This is a genomic window from Pseudoduganella sp. GW821-FHT12E03, from assembly GCF_058807115.1.
In genome coordinates this window covers 1-18,499 of the sequence record NZ_JBXAQJ010000019.1, presented here as the reverse complement: position 1 = coordinate 18,499, position 18,499 = coordinate 1, and the positions used below count along the sequence as shown (strand labels likewise).

The window sequence follows — 18,499 nt, the reverse complement described above, 5'->3', positions numbered from 1 at the left end:
ATTTGTGAATCACTGGTGATTTCTGCGGTGAGATATCGTATTCTGCTGGGTTGATTGCTAATCGATATTCGAAAAGCAATCTTCCTTATACTGTTTTTCCGCATCAGGCATGGTCGTGCATCCACGATTTCAAGCCATCGACCCAGCTTTTCGCCCGTAAATTCATTTGCTTTTTGATGATGCCGGCGCGTTCATACAGTTCGGCAAAATCCACCGTGGGCGATTGCTTGAAGGCCACCGCGATGATGTTGGCGTCATGCACTTCCGGCAGCCAGACCACGGAGTCAAACGCCAGTTCCATATGCTGGAAGTTCTTGTCGTAGTTGATGTAATCGCCAAACACATTGACGGTCATGACGCCGCCCGGCGTCAGGCAGTCGGCGCAGGCCTGGTAAAACTCGGGGGTGTCGAGCACGGGGCCGCGCGCTTCCTCGTCATATAAATCCACTTGCAGCACATCGGCCTTGCCATGGTTGGCGGGATTTATGACGAAATCCAGCGCATTCATTTCCACCACGTTCAGGCGCGCATCATTTGGCGGCAAGCCGAACAGGGCCTGGCAAATCGCGATCACGTTCGGGTTCAGGTCGATGGCGGTAACGCGCGCGTCAGGGAACCGCTGGTAGCAAAACTTGGTCAGCGCCGCGCTGCCCAAGCCAAGCTGGACGATGTGGCGGGGTTTTTCCATGAACAGCATCCACATCATCATCATTTGCACATATTCCAGCTCGATCGCATCGGGCTTGGCAATGCGCATCGCACCCTGCACCCAGGACGTGCCCAGGTGCAGGGAACGGACGCCTTCGAATTCAGTGATGGTGGCGGGCGGATGGCCGGGGAGGTCGAAGCGGGAAGAGGTCGGTTTCATGGCGCCAGTTTACCAGCCCTCCGAGTCCTATCGGAGGCAAGGCGAACGATAGTACTAAAGGGGCCAGGCCCCAAAGGGAAGCGGGCAGGCCCCCAAAGGGAAGGGACTTGGCCCCGAAGGGTGGTGCTGGCGAGGCAGTTAACAGGTGGTGAGGAGCGGCAAGATCATCGTGACCGCCAGGCCGCCGCCATCGCGGTTGGCCAGCAGGATGCGGCCGCCGTGGGCTTCGGCGATTTCGCGGGCCAGCGCCAGGCCCAGGCCGGTGCCGCTGCGCTTGGTCGAATAAAACGGCACCAGCGCGTTGGCCAGCACCGTGTCGCTCATGCCGGGACCACGGTCTTGCACGGCAATGCGGACCACGCCTTGCACCCGTTGCACGTCGAGCGACACGCCGTCCGCCGGCGAGCCGGATTCATGGGCGTTTTTCAGTAAATTCAACAGCGCCTGCTCCATTTGCGCGCCGTCGAAGCAGGCCGGTTCGGTCGGCAATTCTCCCGTCAGGGTGAACGCCACCTGGTCCGCCAGGCGTGCAATAAATGCGGCCCAGTCATGCTGTTCCAGCCGCGGCGAGGGCAGTTTGGCAAAGCGCGCATAGCCGAGGATGAAGCTCTCGAGGTGGCGGGTGCGTTCTTCGATGGTGCCGAGGATTTGCGGCAGGCGCTCGGTCTGTCCGCGCCGCACCAGTTCCGCGCCCGAATGCGCCAGCGAGGTCAGTGGCGCCAGTGAGTTGTTCAATTCATGGCTGATGACGCGGATGACTTTTTTCCAGGTCTGCACTTCCTGCCGCCGCAATTCCTGCGTCAGCTGGCGCAGCAACAGCAATTCGTGTTTGCGGCCATTGAGGTTGAAACTGCTGCGCGCCAGGTGGTAGACGTCTTCGCCTTCCCCTTCGGCGGTATCGCTGCTGTCCACGGTAAACAATCCGTCGCCGCCGCGCGCCAGCGCTTCCCGCAATGCCGGTGCGGACTGTTCCAGCAAGTCATGGAGACGGTTGCCTTCCAGCTTGCGGCCCTGGTTCAGCAACTGGCGCGCAGCGATATTCGCGTAGACGATATGGCTGCCGTCGTTGATCAGCAGCATGGCGACCGGCGTGTTTTGCACCATGGTGTCGAGCAACAGTTCACGCTGCACCAGGCCCAGCCGTTGTTCACGCAGCACGCGGCCCAGTTCATTGTGCGCGGCCACCAGGTCGCTCAATTCATCGTTTTGCGGCCAGTGCAGGCTGAATGAAAAGTCGCCATCCTTGTAGCTGGTGACGGTGCCGGTCAGGGCGCGGAACAGTGACAGGATGTGTTCGAGCTGGGCGCGGATCGTGATCATCGCCAGTGGAATGACCGCCAGCAGGCAAATCGCCACCACCAGCACCGGCTGGTCCGGCATCAGCCGCGTCAGTGCCAGCGCGATCAAGATACCCAGGGTCAGCAAGGTGGCCAGCAATGCCGACCAGCGTGTCAGCAATGAAAGGCGAATGCCCCGGCCGGCCATCAGCGTGGCATCGCCAGCAGTGGCCGCGCGTCATGGCGCTGACGGCGGCGAATGCGTGCGGCGCCGGCGCGGCACCCCGGGCCATGCGGCAGACGGCAAGACGGCGGCGCACTACGCACGGGCAATGCCCAGCCGGTCCATGCGCCGGTACAGCGCCTGGCGCGACAAGCCCAGTTCCGCCGCCGCCTGCGCCACCACGCCATGCGCCCGTTGCAAGGCTTGCGCAATCGCGTCGCGGTCCGGTTCCGCATCGGCCGGGACCGGGCTGGCGGCCACCGGCAAGCCCAGGTCGGACGCCTTGATGACGTCGCTGGATGCCAGCAGGCAGGCGCGTGCCATCACGTTTTTCAATTCGCGGACATTGCCCGGCCAGGCGTGCGCCTGCAAGGTCGCCTGGGCGCCGGCGTCCAGTGTCTTGCGGCCGTCGAGGAAGAAGTGGGCCAGCGGCAGGATATCGGCGGGACGGCCCGCCAGCGGCGGCAGCGCCAGTTCAATCACATTCAGGCGGTAAAACAAATCTTCGCGGAAGGTGCCGGCCCGTATCATCGCTTGCAGGTCGGCATTGGTGGCGCTAATGACGCGCACGCGCACCTGGCGCTCCCGGTTGGAGCCCAGCCGTTCGAAGCGGCCGGTTTCCAGTACCCGCAACAGTTTCATTTGCCCCGCCAGCGGCAGGTTGCCGATTTCATCGAGGAACAGGGTGCCGCCGTCGGCCGCTTCGAATTTGCCTTCGCGGGCTTTCAAGGCGCCGGTGTAGGCGCCCGCATCGGCGCCAAACAATTCCGCTTCGATCAGTTCCGACGGCAGCGCGCCGCAATTCAAGACGACGAACGGACCGTCCCGTACGGATGAGTTGGCCTGGATGATTTCCGCGATCCGTTCCTTGCCCGAGCCATTCGGGCCGGTGATCAAGACCGGCACATCGGACTTTGCCACCTGGCACGCCAGGTGGATCACCCGTTCCGTGGCCGGGTCTTGCCACACCATGCCACGCAAGTCGTGGCGCTCCAGGTCGCGGCGCTGGCGGATGTCGCTTTGCATGCGCTGCGCCAGCGTGCGGTTGGCCTGGCCCAGTTCGATCAGGTTGGTGACGGTCGCCAGCAGGCGCTGGTCGTCCCACGGCTTGGCCAGGTAATCGGCGGCGCCGGCCTTGACCAGGTTGACGGCGGCGTCGAGGTGGGTCCATGCGGTCAGCAAGATCACGGGCAGGTCGGGGTAACGCTGGCGGATTTCCCGGAACAGCGCCACGCCTTCTTCGCCGGACGTGGTGTCGGCCGTGAAATTCATGTCCTGGATCACCAGGTCAATGCTGGCGCCCTCGCGCGCCAGCAAGGCCAGGCCTTCCTCCGGCGAAGCGGCGCTCAGGGTGGCGATATCGTGCAGGGAAAACAGGACGTCCAGGGCAACCGCGATAGCGGCGTTGTCATCGATGATCAGTACGGTAGGCATCCCGCCAGCATAACCGAAAACAGTATTCGGTTATAGGCCGGGATGCCACACGATGGACACTATGCGCTGCGGGTCGCCATGGCCGGCGAGATCGACGCCGCCCGCCATGCGGGGCCATATACAGCGCCGATGCCCAGCGCCCAGAAGATGGCCGCGCCACCCACCATATAAGTGGCCGGCAGCCGCGCCATTTCGAGCGCGCTGACCAGCAACTGATTCAGTCCCAAGGCCAGAAGCACGCCGGTGAAGACGCCGATGCTGGTGATCATGATGTTTTCCGTGATGAAGTAGCGCAGGATGTCGACGCGGCGCGCACCCAGGGCGCGCCGCACGCCGATCTGCTTGCGGCGCTGCGTGACCCACAGGCTGGCCATGCCGACGATGCCGCTGGCCGTCACCAGCAACAGCAGGGCGCTGACCGTCACCAGCATCCATGACAGGCCGACGTCCGCGCGGTAGCGTTCCTTGCGGTCTTCATCGACGGTCTTGGTTTTCAAGACCACCTGGTTGTTGGCGGCGCGGCGCAGCGCTTCTTCCGCTTCCTTGATCACGCGGTCGCGCTGGCCGGGCTCCGCGCGCACCGTGTATTGCGCATTGCGGTCGCCGGTCAGGCGCACGGCGGTGATGACACTGGTTTCGCCATCGACTCCCACTTGCGCGCCGGGCGACTGCAAGGTATCGATCACGCCGATCACGCGCACCGGGCGCGCATCCGGGCCCACGCCCATGTACAGGGTTTTGCCCAGGAACGAGGTGGCGCCGGGCCAGACCTTCTCGCCCATGGCCTTGGTGATCTGGATGATTTTCGGGAATTCCTTGCTGGTCTTCTGGTCGATTTCCATGACGTCGCTGTCATTGAAATCGCGTCCTTCGACCAGTTTCAGGCCCCAGGTTTTCACCAGCGAATCCGGTGAAATATAAAACGCGGCCACGCCCGATTGCTTGTCCTGTTTCAGGTCGGCCGACACGCTGTTGTAGCTGCCGGAACGCGACAGCGGCGTCTGGCTGGTGCTGGCCACGGACACCACGCCCGGCACCGCGCGCAGCACGGCGGTATCGGACTTGATGCGGGCCAGCTGTTCTTCGTGCGACAGTTCGCGCAGCGGGGCAACTTGGATATTGAAAATGTCATGTTCCTGCACGATGCCGGTCGGGCGGTTCGCCACGGCCTGGCGGATGTTTACGATGTGTAGCGCATTGGCCAGGATCGCCAGGCTCAGCGCGACCTGGACCGCCACCAGCACCGGGCCGGTCTTGTTGCGTAGCAGCGCGGACAAAATGGGTCGGAATTCCATGGTTGTTCCTTATTGCGATTTGAGTTGCAGGGCCGGCGTCACCTGGCAGGCGCGCCAGGTCGGCAGCAGGCCGGCCAGGATGGCGGACAGGACGGCCATCACGAAGGTCATCAGCAGCATGAACCAGTCCAGTTGCGCCACCACCGTCAATTGTTTCGATTGCATGGCGATCAGCGCCAGCGCACCGAACGCCAGCAGCAAGCCCAGCACGCCGCCGGCCAGGCCGACCACGGTGGTCTCGATCAGGAATTGCGTGAAGATTTCCTTGCGCGAGGCGCCCAGCGCACGGCGCACGCCGATTTCCGGCGCCCGCACCGAGAACTTGGCCAGCAGCAGGCCGATGGTGTTGACCAGGCACAGCAGCAGGAAGCCGAACGCCAGCCAGGCCGACAGCTTGTTGTCGTTGCCGACGACTTTCAGGAATTCCAGCCACTCCATCACGTTGTACAGCTTCGTTGGCGCATTGCGCTTCATGCGGCCCAGCTTGTTTTGCTCGGCCGCATAGGCATTGAGCCAGCTTTGCAGCGCGGGGCGGTCGCCGGCCGAATGCAGCTCGAACCAGCCCTGGATCCAGGTGCACTCGGATTTCAGCAGCGAGTCGAAACCCGGATCGCGGTCGGAGGTGCAATTCATGCTGCCGTTGTGCGTGTACTGGTGGCGGATCGCGGCGGCGAATGGAATATAGAATTCATCTTCGCTGCCAAAGGCGCCGCCATTGCTGCCGATGATGCGGTGGAAACGGGGGATCGGGTCCCAGCGGTCGATCACGCCGGTGACCTGGTATTCATAGCCCATCAGGGTCAGGCGCTGGCCGACCGGGTTGTCGTTGCCATACAGTTTTTCCGACAGCTTGCGGCTCAGCACCACCACGTCGGCGCCGGCCGCGTCATGTGCTTCGGTCCAGCCCTGGCCGTGCAGGAACGGCACGTCGAACATGGCAAAGAAATCGCCGGTGGGCGCCATGCCGGACGCCATGAAGACATTCAAGTCCTTGCGCGCCGGTTCCACCGGGCCGGCAATGCCATACATGGCGGTGCGGCGGTCGCCCTGCTTGCTGGCCAATATGTTGGCGGCGTCGATATACGACAGCTGGCGGTCGTTCGGTTTGTCGCCCGGCGTATAGCCCTGGATCGGGCCATTGTCGACCAGCGGCACCAGCAGGCGCGCGCTCTTGGTGGGGATTGGGTCGCCGGACATCACGTGCAGGATGGTCAGGGTGGCGATGCTGGCGGCCACGCCAATCGCCAGGGTCAGCACCATCAGCGCGGTCAGCGCGGGATTTCTTCTCAGGCTCTTGACGCCCAGTTTGAAGTAGTAAGTGAACATGCGCGGGGTCCTTTACGCTTGCACCAGCGTGGGCGTTTTGCGGACCAGGTCGGACACCTGGCCGTCGATGATGTGCACGTTGCGCTGGGAGCGCTGCGCCAGTTCCGGATCGTGCGTCACCATCAGGATGGTGGTGCCCTGGGCATTGATGTCTTCCAGCAGTTCCATCACGCCGCGCGCCATTTGCGTATCGAGGTTGCCGGTCGGCTCGTCGGCCAGCAACAGCTTCGGTGCGCCGGCCAGCGCGCGGGCAATCGCCACGCGCTGTTGCTGGCCGCCCGACAGTTCGGCGGGGAAGTGCCGCATGCGCGACGCCAGGCCGACCTTGGCCAGCGCATCTTCGATGCGTTCCTTGCGTTCGGCCGCATTGAAGCCGCGGTAGCGCAGCGGCACGTCGACGTTGTCGAACAGCGACAGGTCGGGGATCAGGTTGAAGCCCTGGAAGATGAACCCCAGCTTTTCATTGCGCAGGCGGGAGCGGGCATTGTCGTCCAGGCCTTTGACGTTGGTGCCGTCGAGGATGTATTCGCCATCGGTGAATTCTTCCAGCAGGCCGGCGATGTTGAGGAAACTGGTTTTGCCGGAACCGGACGGTCCCGTGACGGTGACGAATTCGCCCTGTTCGACATTGATTTCAAAGCCGCGCAGCGCGTGCGTTTCAATCATGTGGGTGCGGTAAACTTTGCTCAGGTTTTTCATGCGCAGCATGGTGCGGGCTCCTGGGGTTCTGGGTAGGTTTATTGATTGACCGAGACACGCTCGGCGTTGGCAAACGTTTCCGTGCCGGAGATGACGACCTTGTCGCCCTGCTTCAGCCCGGACAGGATTTCAACCGCGTTGACGCTGGTGGCGCCCAGTTGGATCGGGGTGCGCACGGCCACGCCGTTGCGCATCACATAGGCATAGCGGCCGCCTTCGGATTCCACGAACGAGCCGCGCGGCAGCATCAGCACATTGGGTTTTTCATCGATCAGCAGGCGGGCGGACACGCGCTGGTTCTGGCGCAAGCCTTCCGGCTGCGTACCGGTAAAGCGCACGCGGGCCAGCACCTGGTTTTTCACGACTTCCGGCGACAGCGCGGACAGCTTGCCCATGGCCTTGACGGCGCCGACCAGGATTTCCGCACTCATGCCGATGCCCATGTCCGCCACATACGTTTCCGGCACTTCGACTTCCACTTCCAGCGCGGACAAATCGACCAGGGTCATCAACGGCGCGTTGGCCGGCACCACGCTGCGGTTCGGCACCGACAAGGTGCCGATGAAGCCGTCGACCGGCGCGCGCACCGTCAGTTCATCGACTTTGCGCTGGGCATTGGCCAGGTTGAGTTTCTGGCGTTCCAGCTGGGCCGACTTGGTTTGCAATTCCAGCGCCACGTTGTCGCCTTCCAGTTCCGCCGCCTGCGCCGCGTGGCGCGCGCGGATTTCCGCCGCCTGCAGCGCATCCTTGGCTTTCTGGTAATCGATCTTGGCCACCACGCCCTCGTTGGACACGCTGTTGTAGCGCTCCAGGGTGCGCTGGGCGGACAGGCGGTCGATCTCCGCCGTATCGGCATCGCGCTTGGCCAGCATTTTCTGCTTGCGCGCGAGGATTTGCTGGCGCGCGACTTCGGCGGCCAGTTCCTGGTAGGTGGCCTGTTCGCGTTTCAATTCATCGGTCAGGTCCGGGGACTCCAGGATCGCCAGCACATCGCCTTTTTTCACGGTGGCGCCGGCGTGGGTTTTCAGGGTGACGGTGGACGGCGACGTCGAATACAGGGTCGGACTGACCGCAGCCACGATGCGGCCATTGACGGCCGCGTCGCGGATCAGGGTGCCGCGCGTGACGTCGGCCATGCGCAGGCGGGTGGCATTGACGGACTGGCTGCTGCCGGTCCAGGTATTGACCAGCGTGTAGCCGCCGCCCAGAACGGCGACGGCAATGGCGGCGATGAGGACCTTGCGTTTCCACTGGGCGCCGGATGGCGGGGCAATGACGCGGTCTTGATGGGAGGTGTCGCGGATCATGGTTATGTTGTGACGGCTAATGTTGTCTGCTCACTATGCAGGATTTGTGCCAGTCGATAAGTGGTTGATTTATTGTGAGTTTGAAATCGGACGCCGGGTGACCGGACACGTCCGCGCTGTCCACCAGTGTCCGGCGCTGTCCGCCTGTCCGCTCATCCTTGTGGCGGAACTCTTGTAAAATTGCCAACCGGACACATCTATCGCTCACCATGAAATTCTTGAAAATGCTGATGGGCTATGAAGCCCCGCCGATCGACTTCCCTTTTGCCCGCAGCGATGTGGCGAAGTATGGGCAACTGCAGGGCGGCGGCGCGTGTATCGATGCGCAGACCTGGGACGAATTGCAGCTCGACGCGTATCTCGACCGCATGGCCGATGGCGGCAGCATCTTCGGGCGCCAGGCCTTATACCGGCGGCTGTTGGCAGGGTGGGACGCCGGCTATGCGCGGGTGCGGGCCCTGGCGGACGATGGCGCCGCGCTGACGGCGCTGACGGAAGCCTGCCGGTGCTTGCGCGCGGTGGACACGGAAGTGGCGCAGGTGCTGTTCGGCGCGGCGCCGGAGCGCTCGCCCGGCTGGAGCCGGTGGCTGTGGGCGTTGCCGGCGGCGTTCATGCTGTCGGTGCCGTTGGCGTTCGTGTGGGCGCCGGGCTGGATCGTGGCGCTGGTGTTGTGGCTGGTGCTGATGGGCGTGCAAGTGGCGTGGTATACGCGGGCGCAGGCATGGGGACAGCAGGTCGAGGCACTGCAACAGATGTTGCGCGCGCACAGTTTATTGGGAGCCCTGGCGGAGGACAGCGCCGCAGCGCCCTATGCGGCGGCGCTGCGCGCCGGGGCGCGTGATGCGGGCAAGGCCAGCCGCGTGCTGGGGCGTTCGGTCATGCACAGGTTGCCGGGGGTGAGCGAATATAGCGAGTGGATGCTGCTGGCCAATATCACGCATTACTTTAAGAGCCGCAATGCCTTTATCGAGCGCCTGCCGGCGCTGCGGGACAGTTACCGGCTGGTGGCGGAACTCGAAGCGGACATGGCGCTGGCGCGGCATGTGCTGGGGCTGGAGGTGGTATGCCAGGTGCAGGAAGGGGAGGCGCTGGTGCTCGACAGCGTCGTGCATCCGCTGGTGGCCGATGCGCAGCCGCTGTCGATCGAAGTGCGCGATGGCGGCGCCTTCATCTCCGGCCAGAATGGCGTGGGCAAGAGTACCTTGCTGCGCACGGTGGGGCTGAACCTGGTGGCGGCGCGCGCATTCGGCTTTTGCTATGCGCAGTGCGCGCAGGCGCCGCTGTTGCCGGTATATGCCAGCATGCAAAATGAAGACAGCCTGGCCGATGGCGAGAGCCTGTACCTGTCCGAAGTACGGCGCGCGCAGGAACTGCTGACCTTGGCCCGGCAGGGCGGCGCCGTGTTCCTCATCGACGAGATTTTCCGGGGCACCAACCACGTGGAGTCCGTGTCGGCGGCGGCCGCCGTGCTCGATGAACTGGCGCGCCATGGCATGGTGATCGTGTCGTCGCACAACGTGGTGCTGGCCCCGCTGTTGGCGCATGTGCTGGCGCCCCTGTGTGTCGAGCCGGACGCCCACGGCCGCCTGCACGTGCGCAGCGGCATCCTGTCGCGCACCAATGGCATCACGCTGCTGGCACAGCATGGCTTCGGCGACGTCATCGACGCCAGGGCGCGCAAGGTGCATGCGTGGCTCAGCGCCCACCTGGCCCACCCGCAATCCTGCGACGGCGTGCTCACCTCCTAGTGCTCACCCCTGGGGTCAGGCGTGCATTCGTGCACCAACCGTGTGGGGTCAGGCGTGCATTCGTGCGTTGTTGTCACTCTCAGGGCGTGGTTTTCGCTTGCCGGACCGGCGCGGCACGTTGCAGTGTTTGATGCCTGGCCCGTGCCGCACATGCCATCAGCGGGACGCATGCAGGCTGTGGTTGCAGGGGCTGTGGGTTTTTGGTGCGACCTGGCGAATGCACGAATGCACGCCTGACCCCGGCCGGGGAATGCATCAACGCACGCCTGACCCCATCGGTTTTGACGCCATCGGTTTGCGGTGGGGCGGCGAGGGGGCGGTGTCAGGCGGGTTGGCTGGAGGGGGCGCGTTGCAGGGTGCGGCGTTGCCACAGCAAGGTCAGGGCGTACATGATGGCCAGCATTGCCAGCCACGCGATGTACGTCGTGACCAGCGAGGGCGTGTAGCCATCCGGGAGTTTCAGCGCGCCGCCGATGAAGGTGGGCGTTTCACCGTGGCGCGCCATGAAATACACGCCGGCCAGTGCGTGGATCAGCGCGATGTGCACGGTGTAGAAGAACAGCGGCGACCCGCCGAACAGCATCAGCGGACGGACCGTGCGCACGCGTTCAAAGGCGGCCAGCAGCGCCAGGCCGATGGCGCCTGTCACGCACAGGTATTGCAGCGATGGCGGGTATTTCGAGACGCGCAGGTAAGACAGCAGGTCGAACGCAACCCCCTTGTTTTGCGGCGACCAGGGCGCGGGATCGCCATACACATTCCATGTGCGCAGCACGATAAAGAGCAGCAGCAGTGCCGCGGCCCACAGCAGCAGATGGCGTTGCCGTTGCGCGGCCGGCAGGCGGAAGACGGGGGCGGCCGCATAACCGGCCGCCATCACGCCCAGCCACGGAATCAGCGGATACACAAAGACGAAGCCGTAATTGGCCGTGACCGGATAAAAACCACCCTGGTGCAGCGCTTGCCACAGCAAGCCGCCGGGCTGCCAGCCATCGAGCGCATTGTGGCCCGCGATCAGCAACGCGGCGAAGGCGGCGATGCACCAGCGCGGCAGCCACACCAGGCCCGCCAGCACGATCATGCCGGCGCCCAGCGCCCAGATCACCTGGAAGATCGTCACGTTATAGCCAAACTGCCAGCTGAAGCTGATCCAGGTCCATTCCAGCACCAGCAGCATGGCGCCACGGCTCAGCAGGTAGCGCGACAGCGCGGGGCGGGCATCCGGGAGTACGGCCGCGTTGGCGCGGGCGCCGCGCAGCCAGGCGGAGGAACCCGCCAGGAACACGAACACGGTGGCGCACAGGTGCGTGACCCAGCGCGTCATGAACCAGCCCGGCGTGGTCTGCGACAAGTCTTCCGGTGCAAACGGCGCGAGGCCGAAAAAATCCCGCGTATGGTCCAGCGCCATCAAGACGATGACGAAGCCCCGCAACATGTCGATCGATGCCAGCCGTGCTGCTTTCATGCCTTCTCCTATTTCTTTTTCTTCTCCACCACTTCGCTGCAATCGCCCTTGATCACGGCGTTGTCGTAATTGGTCCAGCCATAGCTGTCCACGTAGCGCTTGTGCAGCTTGAAGCCGCTGTTGACGAAGCTCCATTCCAACCGGTCGTGCGGATAGCGGATATCGCTCAGGTCCAGCAGGGTGTGGAACATGTTTTCCGTCGCCAGCTTGGCCTTGCGGTGGCGTTCCAGCTGTTTGATCTTGTCAGGATAGCGCTCTTTGTACTGGTCGGAGTACCAGACGAAGGCGGGAACGCGGAATTCGTGGATGGTGTTGTGGCCATGGAACGCCAGGCGGCACGCGCCGTCATACAGGGTCTGGCCATGGTCCGCCACATACAGCATCGACACCGGCTGTTGCGGCGCCTTCAGTTTGCCGATGGCCTGCGACAGGAACCAGTCGGTGTACAGCACGGAATTGTCGTAGCTGTTGTTCATCTGCGGCTTGATCTTCAAGTCCGTGTAGGCCGGCTTGTCGACGCCGTACAGCGACGGCTGCCACTTGTCGAATTCCTTCGGGTGGCGCTGGCTGTAATTCCAGTGGCTGCCCAGCGTATGCAGGACGATGAGTTTTTTCGGCGCCGGGTCGGCCAGCGCATGCTGCAGCGGCGCCAGCAGGATGTCGTCGAAATTCGAACTGTTGGTATAGCCGCCCAGGTTCATGAATTGCACCACGTCCGCTTCGCGCGCGAACACCGAGACCGGGGTGTCGAACTGGCCGAATGATATCTGGTTCGACAGCCAGTAGGTGCGGAAGCCGGCTTCCTTGTAGGCTGTAATAAAAGACTTTTCCGCAAAGCCGTCTTCCAGGCTTTGCGTGGCGGGCTTGCGGGAAATGATGACGGGTACCGACAGGCGCGTGGCGGAGACTGCGGTCACCACGTCCGGCAGCACCACCAGGTTGGGTTCCTTCGACAGCAGCGGGTTGGTCTCGCGCGGGTAACCGTTCAGGCTCCAGCGGTCGTAGCGGGCCGATTCGCCGATCACCAGCACCACGGTTTCCGGCACGCTGTCCGCCGCCGGCTGGCGCGCGCCAAACGTGAAGCTGCGGCTGGCCTGGCCCAGGCGGGACAGGTGGTCCCGTTCATCGTAAAAATCCACGCCCCGTCCCGCCAGGCCGAAGGGCCAGGTGCGGGTGAAATCGTAATACTCGGGCGGGATGCGCAGCCAGTGCGGCAGGGGCGGAAGTTTCCAGCCGGTGCGGTTGGCGCCAGCCACCGCGCCGGGGGCGGAACCGTTGCTGGCGCCGCTGTCTTCCTCCGCTTCTTCTTCCTCGTCGTCGGAAGCGTCCATAGGGGCGGCGGGCGGCGCCGATGCCGCCGGGGCCAAGGAAGCGGCTGGGCCCGTCGCCACGGAGGCTGACGAAGCCGGCGCCAATGCCGATGCAGCCGATGTGGCCGATCCAGTCAACGCCGCCGGCGCACCCGATGCAGTCGATACCGACGATATGGCCGATACCGGCGAAGCACCCGAAGCCGCCACAGCGGCTTTCCCCGGCGCCGCCGCGCCAAATTCCCAGCCATACCACCCGAACCCGCCCAGCACCGCCACGATGCCCAGCACCGCGGCCCGGACCTGGCCCGGCATGGCCAGCGCCCGGCTGCGCAGCGCCATCGTCCAGGTGGCGATAAACCAGATGATGGACCCGGTCATCACGGCGGCCAGCAGCCACACGGTGCTGCCCAAAAATTCCATGGCTTCGCGCGGGCTGGTTTCCGCAATAATGCCCAGGTGATGGGTGGAAATGCCCTGGCCGTAATACACGATCAGGTACGCCTCGGTGGGCAGGGCGATGAAGGCGGGCAGCAACAGCCAATGAAACCAGGCCGGCCGCTTGAAGACAGCCCACACCGCCAGCCAGGCAAAGAGCTCCATCGCGGCGATTTGCGCGCCATGGTCCAGCGGCTTGCCCAGCGCCAGGGGCAGGAAGGGGACCAGCGTGAGGATCAGGTAGCTCAGCAGGATAACTGCCGTGGACAGGCGCAAGGGCATAGGAAAGCGGCGAAAAAAGGGGCCATTATCGGCCAAGCACGACGCTTTAGGCGAAAAAAGTGGAGCGCCGGCCCTGCGCATTTGCAGGGCCGGGCAGGTTGCTCAGCACAACTGGCCGTTGAACGGGTCGGTGATCTGGCGCAGGCGGTAATTGATGCCGGAAAACGCGGCAAATTGCTCCATGGTGCGCACGGTGCCCAGGCCATACGCGCCCGGCAGGCCGTCGCCGCACAGCAGGCGGTTCAGGCGGCTGGCGGCGCGCGCGGTCAGGTAAGTACCGCTGAAGGCGCGCTGGCTGGCCACGTCGCCATGCCAGTGGTGGGTTTCGTGCGGCGTGTTGGCTGCCTTATATAAATGGTAGAGCGGCACGTGCAGCGGGTGGAAGATATCCCAGCCCCGCGTATAGGCGCGCACCGCCAGGCTTTGCTCTTCACCGTGGAAATACAGGTAGGGGTCGTATGGCACTTCTTCGATAAAGTTGCCGCAGCAGAACACAAACCCGGCCGCGATGTGGCAGCCCGCCACCGGCTGGTCGGTAAATAAATGCTTGGCCAGGAAGCGCAGCACCACTTCGCTGGCGGTCAGCGGCGTATCCGGGTGCGGACGCAGCACCAGCACGGTCTTGCCCTCGGGCGGCGTGTATTGCGGTTTGCCGTCCACCATGTCGAAACGGTACGGGTAGGTGCTGAGGATGGGTTTGGCGGAGCGGGCCAGCAACTGGCCATGCTGACGGCGCAGGCTTTCATCCCAGCCCGGCTCGAAACACATGTGCGAATCGATTTGCAGCAGGAATTGTTCGCCGTCGTACAGGGAAAACGCCTGGTTGCGGGCCCAGCTGACACCCAGCGTATCCTGGACATCGACAAATAAATAGCGCACCTGGTGGGCGAACGGCAGCGCCGCGATCTGCTCGCGCTGGCTGCTGCGGTTTTGGTCCACCACGGCGAAGCGCAGCAATTCAGGCCGCGTTGCTTTGCTGAACGCATCGTTCAAGGTGAAGAACAGCATGGGGTCAAGGTACGACGCCAGGCTGATGAAAATGTGCTGGTTCAAGCGAGGTTCTCCGCCGGATGTGAGAGCAGTAACAGGGGTGATGGAAATATTAACAGTTCCCTCAGGGCATGGAAGCGCCTTCGCGTGAATTGCCTCGAAAATGTGCAAATTCCGGGCATGTGCTGCACTAAATCTGTTGACCATGCAACAGCATGCGTCTATACTCGCGAGTTCTCGATTTATTCTGCGCATCGTATACGCATTTTTCAAGCTGCTCCACTGCGAGTGGTTCTGACGCGGCGATGCCCCTTTGAGACTGGTTTTAGCCCCCGGGCAGCACTGTTTGCTGTGCGGGATGTCAATGAGTAGTAATTTTGTTGGATTAAGAACGATGCCAACCATCAATCAATTGATTCGCAATCCGCGCGTTTCCCTGCGCGTGAAGAGCAAATCGCCGGCACTGGAAAACTGCCCGCAAAAACGTGGCGTGTGCACCCGTGTGTACACCACCACTCCTAAGAAGCCTAACTCGGCACTGCGTAAAGTCGCCAAAGTGCGTCTGACCAACGGTTTCGAAGTGATTTCGTACATCGGCGGTGAAGGCCACAACCTGCAGGAACACAGCGTTGTTCTGCTGCGCGGCGGTCGTGTAAAAGACTTGCCAGGTGTGCGTTACCACATGGTTCGCGGCTCGCTGGATACCCAGGGCGTTAAAGACCGTAAACAAGCTCGCTCGAAATACGGTACCAAGCGCGCGAAAGCCAAGAAGTAATCTTTTAACATCCGTTAAAACATTACATTAATGAGTTGAGGCGGTCGCGAGACCGAGTAAGTGGCAAGCCAAGAGGGCAAGCCGCGAGTGCCGTAAGAGGCGCTCAACTGAAGACAGGAAGGAAATAAAATGCCACGTCGTCGTGAAGTCCCCAAGCGCGAGATTCTGCCGGATCCAAAATTCGGTAGCACCGAAGTCGCTAAATTCGTTAACGTTCTGATGCTGTCCGGCAAAAAGTCGGTTGCAGAAAACATCATCTACGGCGCCTTTGACCACATCCAGCAAAAATCCGGCAAGGATCCTCTGGAAGTGTTCACCGCTGCGATCAGCAACGCCAAGCCGCTGGTTGAGGTTAAGTCCCGCCGCGTTGGTGGCGCCAACTACCAGGTTCCAGTTGAAGTGCGTCCAGTGCGCCGCCTGGCCCTGTCGATGCGCTGGCTGCGTGAAGCTGCCAACAAGCGCAGCGAAAAATCCATGCCACAGCGTCTGGGTGGCGAGCTGTTGGAAGCCGCGGAAGGCCGTGGCGGCGCGATGAAGCGCCGTGACGAAGTTCACCGCATGGCTGAAGCGAACAAGGCGTTCTCGCACTTCCGCTTCTAATAAATTCGGCCGGGACTTGCTCCCGGCCATTTATTCAATGATTGAAGCCGGGCTCATTTTTCTCAGGAAAATGGCGTCCGGTTTTGTCCATTAAAAGATTTAGGATCTAACATGGCCCGTAAGACCCCCATCGAGCGCTACCGCAATATCGGTATTTCCGCTCACATCGACGCAGGTAAAACCACCACGACCGAGCGCGTGCTGTTCTACACCGGCGTGAACCACAAAATTGGTGAAGTGCACGACGGCGCCGCCACCATGGACTGGATGGAGCAGGAACAAGAGCGCGGTATCACGATTACCTCCGCGGCGACCACCTGCTTCTGGAAAGGCATGGCCAACAACTTCCCAGAACACCACATCAACATCATCGACACCCCGGGTCACGTGGACTTCACGATCGAGGTGGAGCGTTCGATGCGCGTTCTGGACGGTGCTTGCATGGTTTACTGCGCAGTGGGCGGTGTTCAGCCACAGTCGGAAACCGTATGGCGTCAGGCTAACAAGTACAAAGTGCCACGTCTGGCCTTCGTGAACAAGATGGACCGTACCGGCGCCAACTTCTTCAAAGTCTACGAACAGATGCGTGCTCGCCTGAAGGCGAACCCGGTTCTGATCCAGATCCCAATCGGCGCTGAAGACAACTTCAAAGGCGTGATCGACCTGGTCAAGATGAAAGCGATCATCTGGGACGACGCTTCGCAAGGCATGAAATTCGACTACGTCGATATTCCTGCGGAGCTGGCTGATTCCGCCGCCGAGTGGCGCGAGAAAATGGTTGAAGCCGCTGCTGAAGCGAACGAAGACCTGATGAACAAGTACCTGGAAGAGGGCGACCTGTCCGAAGCCGAAGTCAAGCAAGCGCTGCGCGACCGTACCATCGCTTCCGAGATCGTGCCGATGCTGTGCGGTACCGCGTTCAAAAACAAGGGCGTGCAAGCCATGTTGGACGCCGTCATCGAATACCTGCCATCGCCAGTGGACATTCCACCGGTCAAGGGCACCGACGACGACGAGCAGCCTGCTTCGCGTAAAGCCGCTGACGACGAGAAATTCTCGGCGCTGGCATTCAAGATCATGACCGACCCGTTCGTTGGCCAGCTGGCCTTCTTCCGCGTGTACTCGGGCGTGGTCAATGCTGGTGACACCGTGTACAACTCGGTGAAAGAGCGTAAAGAGCGTCTGGGCCGTATTCTGCAGATGCACGCCAACCAGCGTGAAGAGATCAAAGAAGTTCGCGCCGGCGATATCGCTGCTGCCGTGGGCCTGAAAGACGTGACCACCGGTGAAACCCTGTGCGATCCATCGTCGATCATCGTCCTGGAGCGCATGGTCTTCCCTGAGCCTGTGATTCAGCAGGCTGTTGAGCCAAAAACCAAGGCTGACCAGGAAAAAATGGGCCTGGCGCTGAACCGCCTGGCACAGGAAGATCCGTCGTTCCGCGTGAAGACCGACGAAGAATCCGGCCAGACCATCATCGGTGGTATGGGCGAGCTGCACCTGGAAATTATCGTTGACCGCATGAAGCGCGAATTCGGCGTCGAAGCAACCGTCGGCAAGCCACAGGTTGCCTACCGCGAAACCATCCGCAAGCAAGTTACCGATGTGGAAGGCAAGTTCGTCAAGCAGTCGGGTGGTCGTGGTCAATACGGTCACGCTGTTGTGACCGTTGAGCCGCAAGAACCAGGCAAAGGCTTCGAGTTCATCGACGCAATTAAGGGTGGTGTGATTCCTCGCGAATTCATCCCTGCGGTTGAAAAAGGTGTTCGTGAAACCCTGACCTCGGGCGTGCTGGCTGGCTACCCAGTGGTCGACGTCAAAGTAACGCTGACCTTCGGTTCGTACCACGACGTGGACTCGAACGAAAACGCGTTCCGCATGGCTGGCTCGATGGCGTTTAAAGAAGGCTGCAAACGCGCGAACCCAGTGATTCTGGAGCCAATGATGGCTGTGGAAGTGGAAACGCCGGAAGACTACGCCGGTACCGTGATGGGCGACCTGTCGTCCCGCCGCGGTATGGTGCAGGGCATGGATGAAATCCCAGGCGGCGGCGGCAAGATCATCAAGGCCGAAGTACCGCTGTCCGAAATGTTTGGTTACTCGACCATTCTGCGTTCCGCAACGCAGGGCCGTGCTACCTACACGATGGAATTCAAGCACTACTCCGAAGCGCCTAAGCACGTGACCGACGCGATCATCACCGCTAAATCGAAGTAAAATCCTGTTATGACCGGCTGGAGCGACCCTCCAGCCGGGCAAACCTTACATATCTAGTTCTAAGGAAGAATTAAAATGGCAAAAGAAAAGTTCGAGCGGACTAAACCGCACGTAAACGTTGGCACCATCGGTCACGTTGACCACGGCAAAACCACCCTGACCGCTGCTATCGCAACCGTTCTGTCGAAGAAATTCGGCGGCGAAGCTAAAGCTTACGACCAGATCGACGCTGCTCCAGAAGAAAA

The 18,499-nt window shown here is 62.1% G+C and carries 15 protein-coding genes; 5 read left to right on the top strand and 10 right to left on the bottom strand.

Going from position 1 to position 18,499, the window contains the following annotated elements:
• Nucleotides 1-103: 103 nt before the first annotated feature.
• The 7 genes from AC1RRC_RS31575 to AC1RRC_RS31545 all read right to left on the bottom strand — a co-directional run bounded on the left by AC1RRC_RS31575 (nt 104) and on the right by AC1RRC_RS31545 (nt 8,429).
• Nucleotides 104-868: a spermine/spermidine synthase domain-containing protein gene (locus tag AC1RRC_RS31575; protein ID WP_493059782.1), complete on the bottom strand. Its 765-nt coding sequence runs from the start codon at nt 866-868 to the stop codon at nt 104-106.
• A 138-nt stretch (nt 869-1,006) separates the two neighbouring features.
• Nucleotides 1,007-2,326 (bottom strand): sensor histidine kinase, encoded by a 1,320-nt coding sequence (locus AC1RRC_RS31570; protein WP_493059781.1) that lies wholly within the window; start codon nt 2,324-2,326, stop codon nt 1,007-1,009.
• 138 nt (nt 2,327-2,464) lie between these two features.
• Nucleotides 2,465-3,802 carry a sigma-54-dependent transcriptional regulator gene (locus AC1RRC_RS31565; protein WP_493059779.1) on the bottom strand — a complete coding sequence of 446 codons (1,338 nt, stop codon included), beginning with the start codon at nt 3,800-3,802 and terminating at the stop codon, nt 2,465-2,467.
• A gap of 59 nt (nt 3,803-3,861) precedes the next feature.
• The gene (locus tag AC1RRC_RS31560; protein WP_493059777.1) at nt 3,862-5,097 is read right to left on the bottom strand and encodes an ABC transporter permease; all 1,236 of its coding nucleotides are present in this window, start codon (nt 5,095-5,097) and stop codon (nt 3,862-3,864) included.
• A gap of 9 nt (nt 5,098-5,106) precedes the next feature.
• Nucleotides 5,107-6,423: an ABC transporter permease gene (locus AC1RRC_RS31555; protein ID WP_493059776.1), complete on the bottom strand. Its 1,317-nt coding sequence runs from the start codon at nt 6,421-6,423 to the stop codon at nt 5,107-5,109.
• A 12-nt stretch (nt 6,424-6,435) separates the two neighbouring features.
• Nucleotides 6,436-7,131, bottom strand: a complete 696-nt coding sequence (locus AC1RRC_RS31550; protein WP_493059773.1) for an ABC transporter ATP-binding protein — start codon at nt 7,129-7,131, stop codon at nt 6,436-6,438.
• A gap of 29 nt (nt 7,132-7,160) precedes the next feature.
• Entirely contained in the window at nt 7,161-8,429 is a 1,269-nt protein-coding gene (locus AC1RRC_RS31545; protein ID WP_493059771.1) for an efflux RND transporter periplasmic adaptor subunit, read from the bottom strand.
• Nucleotides 8,430-8,638: 209 nt separating this feature from the next.
• Between AC1RRC_RS31545 and AC1RRC_RS31540 the strand changes: the two genes are divergently transcribed.
• The gene (locus tag AC1RRC_RS31540; RefSeq protein ID WP_493059770.1) at nt 8,639-10,177 is read left to right on the top strand and encodes a MutS-related protein; all 1,539 of its coding nucleotides are present in this window, start codon (nt 8,639-8,641) and stop codon (nt 10,175-10,177) included.
• 322 nt (nt 10,178-10,499) lie between these two features.
• Here AC1RRC_RS31540 and AC1RRC_RS31535 read toward each other — a convergent pair whose 3' ends face one another.
• The 3 genes from AC1RRC_RS31535 to AC1RRC_RS31525 form a co-directional block, all read right to left on the bottom strand.
• On the bottom strand, nt 10,500-11,642 hold the full coding sequence (locus AC1RRC_RS31535) for an acetyltransferase domain-containing protein (protein ID WP_493059768.1): 1,143 nt from the start codon (nt 11,640-11,642) through the stop codon (nt 10,500-10,502).
• An 8-nt stretch (nt 11,643-11,650) separates the two neighbouring features.
• Nucleotides 11,651-13,672, bottom strand: a complete 2,022-nt coding sequence (locus AC1RRC_RS31530) for a phosphoethanolamine transferase (protein ID WP_493059766.1) — start codon at nt 13,670-13,672, stop codon at nt 11,651-11,653.
• Nucleotides 13,673-13,774: 102 nt separating this feature from the next.
• Complete coding sequence (locus AC1RRC_RS31525; protein ID WP_493059765.1) at nt 13,775-14,725, bottom strand: GlcNAc-transferase family protein; 951 nt, start codon at nt 14,723-14,725, stop codon at nt 13,775-13,777.
• Between the two features lie 331 nt (nt 14,726-15,056).
• On the opposite strand from AC1RRC_RS31525, the gene rpsL reads away from it, so the two are divergent.
• The 4 genes from rpsL to AC1RRC_RS31505 form a co-directional block, all read left to right on the top strand.
• Nucleotides 15,057-15,437: a 30S ribosomal protein S12 gene (rpsL, locus tag AC1RRC_RS31520; protein ID WP_493059763.1), complete on the top strand. Its 381-nt coding sequence runs from the start codon at nt 15,057-15,059 to the stop codon at nt 15,435-15,437.
• Nucleotides 15,438-15,566: 129 nt separating this feature from the next.
• A complete protein-coding gene (rpsG, locus tag AC1RRC_RS31515; RefSeq protein ID WP_493059762.1) occupies nt 15,567-16,037 on the top strand; it encodes a 30S ribosomal protein S7 in 471 nt (156 codons plus the stop codon).
• A gap of 111 nt (nt 16,038-16,148) precedes the next feature.
• Nucleotides 16,149-18,254 (top strand): elongation factor G, encoded by a 2,106-nt coding sequence (fusA, locus tag AC1RRC_RS31510; RefSeq protein WP_493059760.1) that lies wholly within the window; start codon nt 16,149-16,151, stop codon nt 18,252-18,254.
• A gap of 75 nt (nt 18,255-18,329) precedes the next feature.
• The coding region (locus AC1RRC_RS31505; RefSeq protein WP_493059846.1) for a GTP-binding protein at nt 18,330-18,499 on the top strand (170 nt) is incomplete at its 3' end.

Coding starts and splice junctions, on each gene's coding strand:
- AC1RRC_RS31575 (WP_493059782.1), bottom strand. CDS start 868: ATGAAACCGACCTCTTCCCGCTTCGACCTCCCCGGCCATCCGCCCGCC.
- AC1RRC_RS31565 (WP_493059779.1), bottom strand. CDS start 3,802: ATGCCTACCGTACTGATCATCGATGACAACGCCGCTATCGCGGTTGCC.
- AC1RRC_RS31560 (WP_493059777.1), bottom strand. CDS start 5,097: ATGGAATTCCGACCCATTTTGTCCGCGCTGCTACGCAACAAGACCGGC.
- AC1RRC_RS31555 (WP_493059776.1), bottom strand. CDS start 6,423: ATGTTCACTTACTACTTCAAACTGGGCGTCAAGAGCCTGAGAAGAAAT.
- AC1RRC_RS31550 (WP_493059773.1), bottom strand. CDS start 7,131: ATGCTGCGCATGAAAAACCTGAGCAAAGTTTACCGCACCCACATGATT.
- AC1RRC_RS31545 (WP_493059771.1), bottom strand. CDS start 8,429: ATGATCCGCGACACCTCCCATCAAGACCGCGTCATTGCCCCGCCATCC.
- AC1RRC_RS31540 (WP_493059770.1), top strand. CDS start 8,639: ATGAAATTCTTGAAAATGCTGATGGGCTATGAAGCCCCGCCGATCGAC.
- AC1RRC_RS31535 (WP_493059768.1), bottom strand. CDS start 11,642: ATGAAAGCAGCACGGCTGGCATCGATCGACATGTTGCGGGGCTTCGTC.
- AC1RRC_RS31530 (WP_493059766.1), bottom strand. CDS start 13,672: ATGCCCTTGCGCCTGTCCACGGCAGTTATCCTGCTGAGCTACCTGATC.
- rpsL (WP_493059763.1), top strand. CDS start 15,057: ATGCCAACCATCAATCAATTGATTCGCAATCCGCGCGTTTCCCTGCGC.
- rpsG (WP_493059762.1), top strand. CDS start 15,567: ATGCCACGTCGTCGTGAAGTCCCCAAGCGCGAGATTCTGCCGGATCCA.
- fusA (WP_493059760.1), top strand. CDS start 16,149: ATGGCCCGTAAGACCCCCATCGAGCGCTACCGCAATATCGGTATTTCC.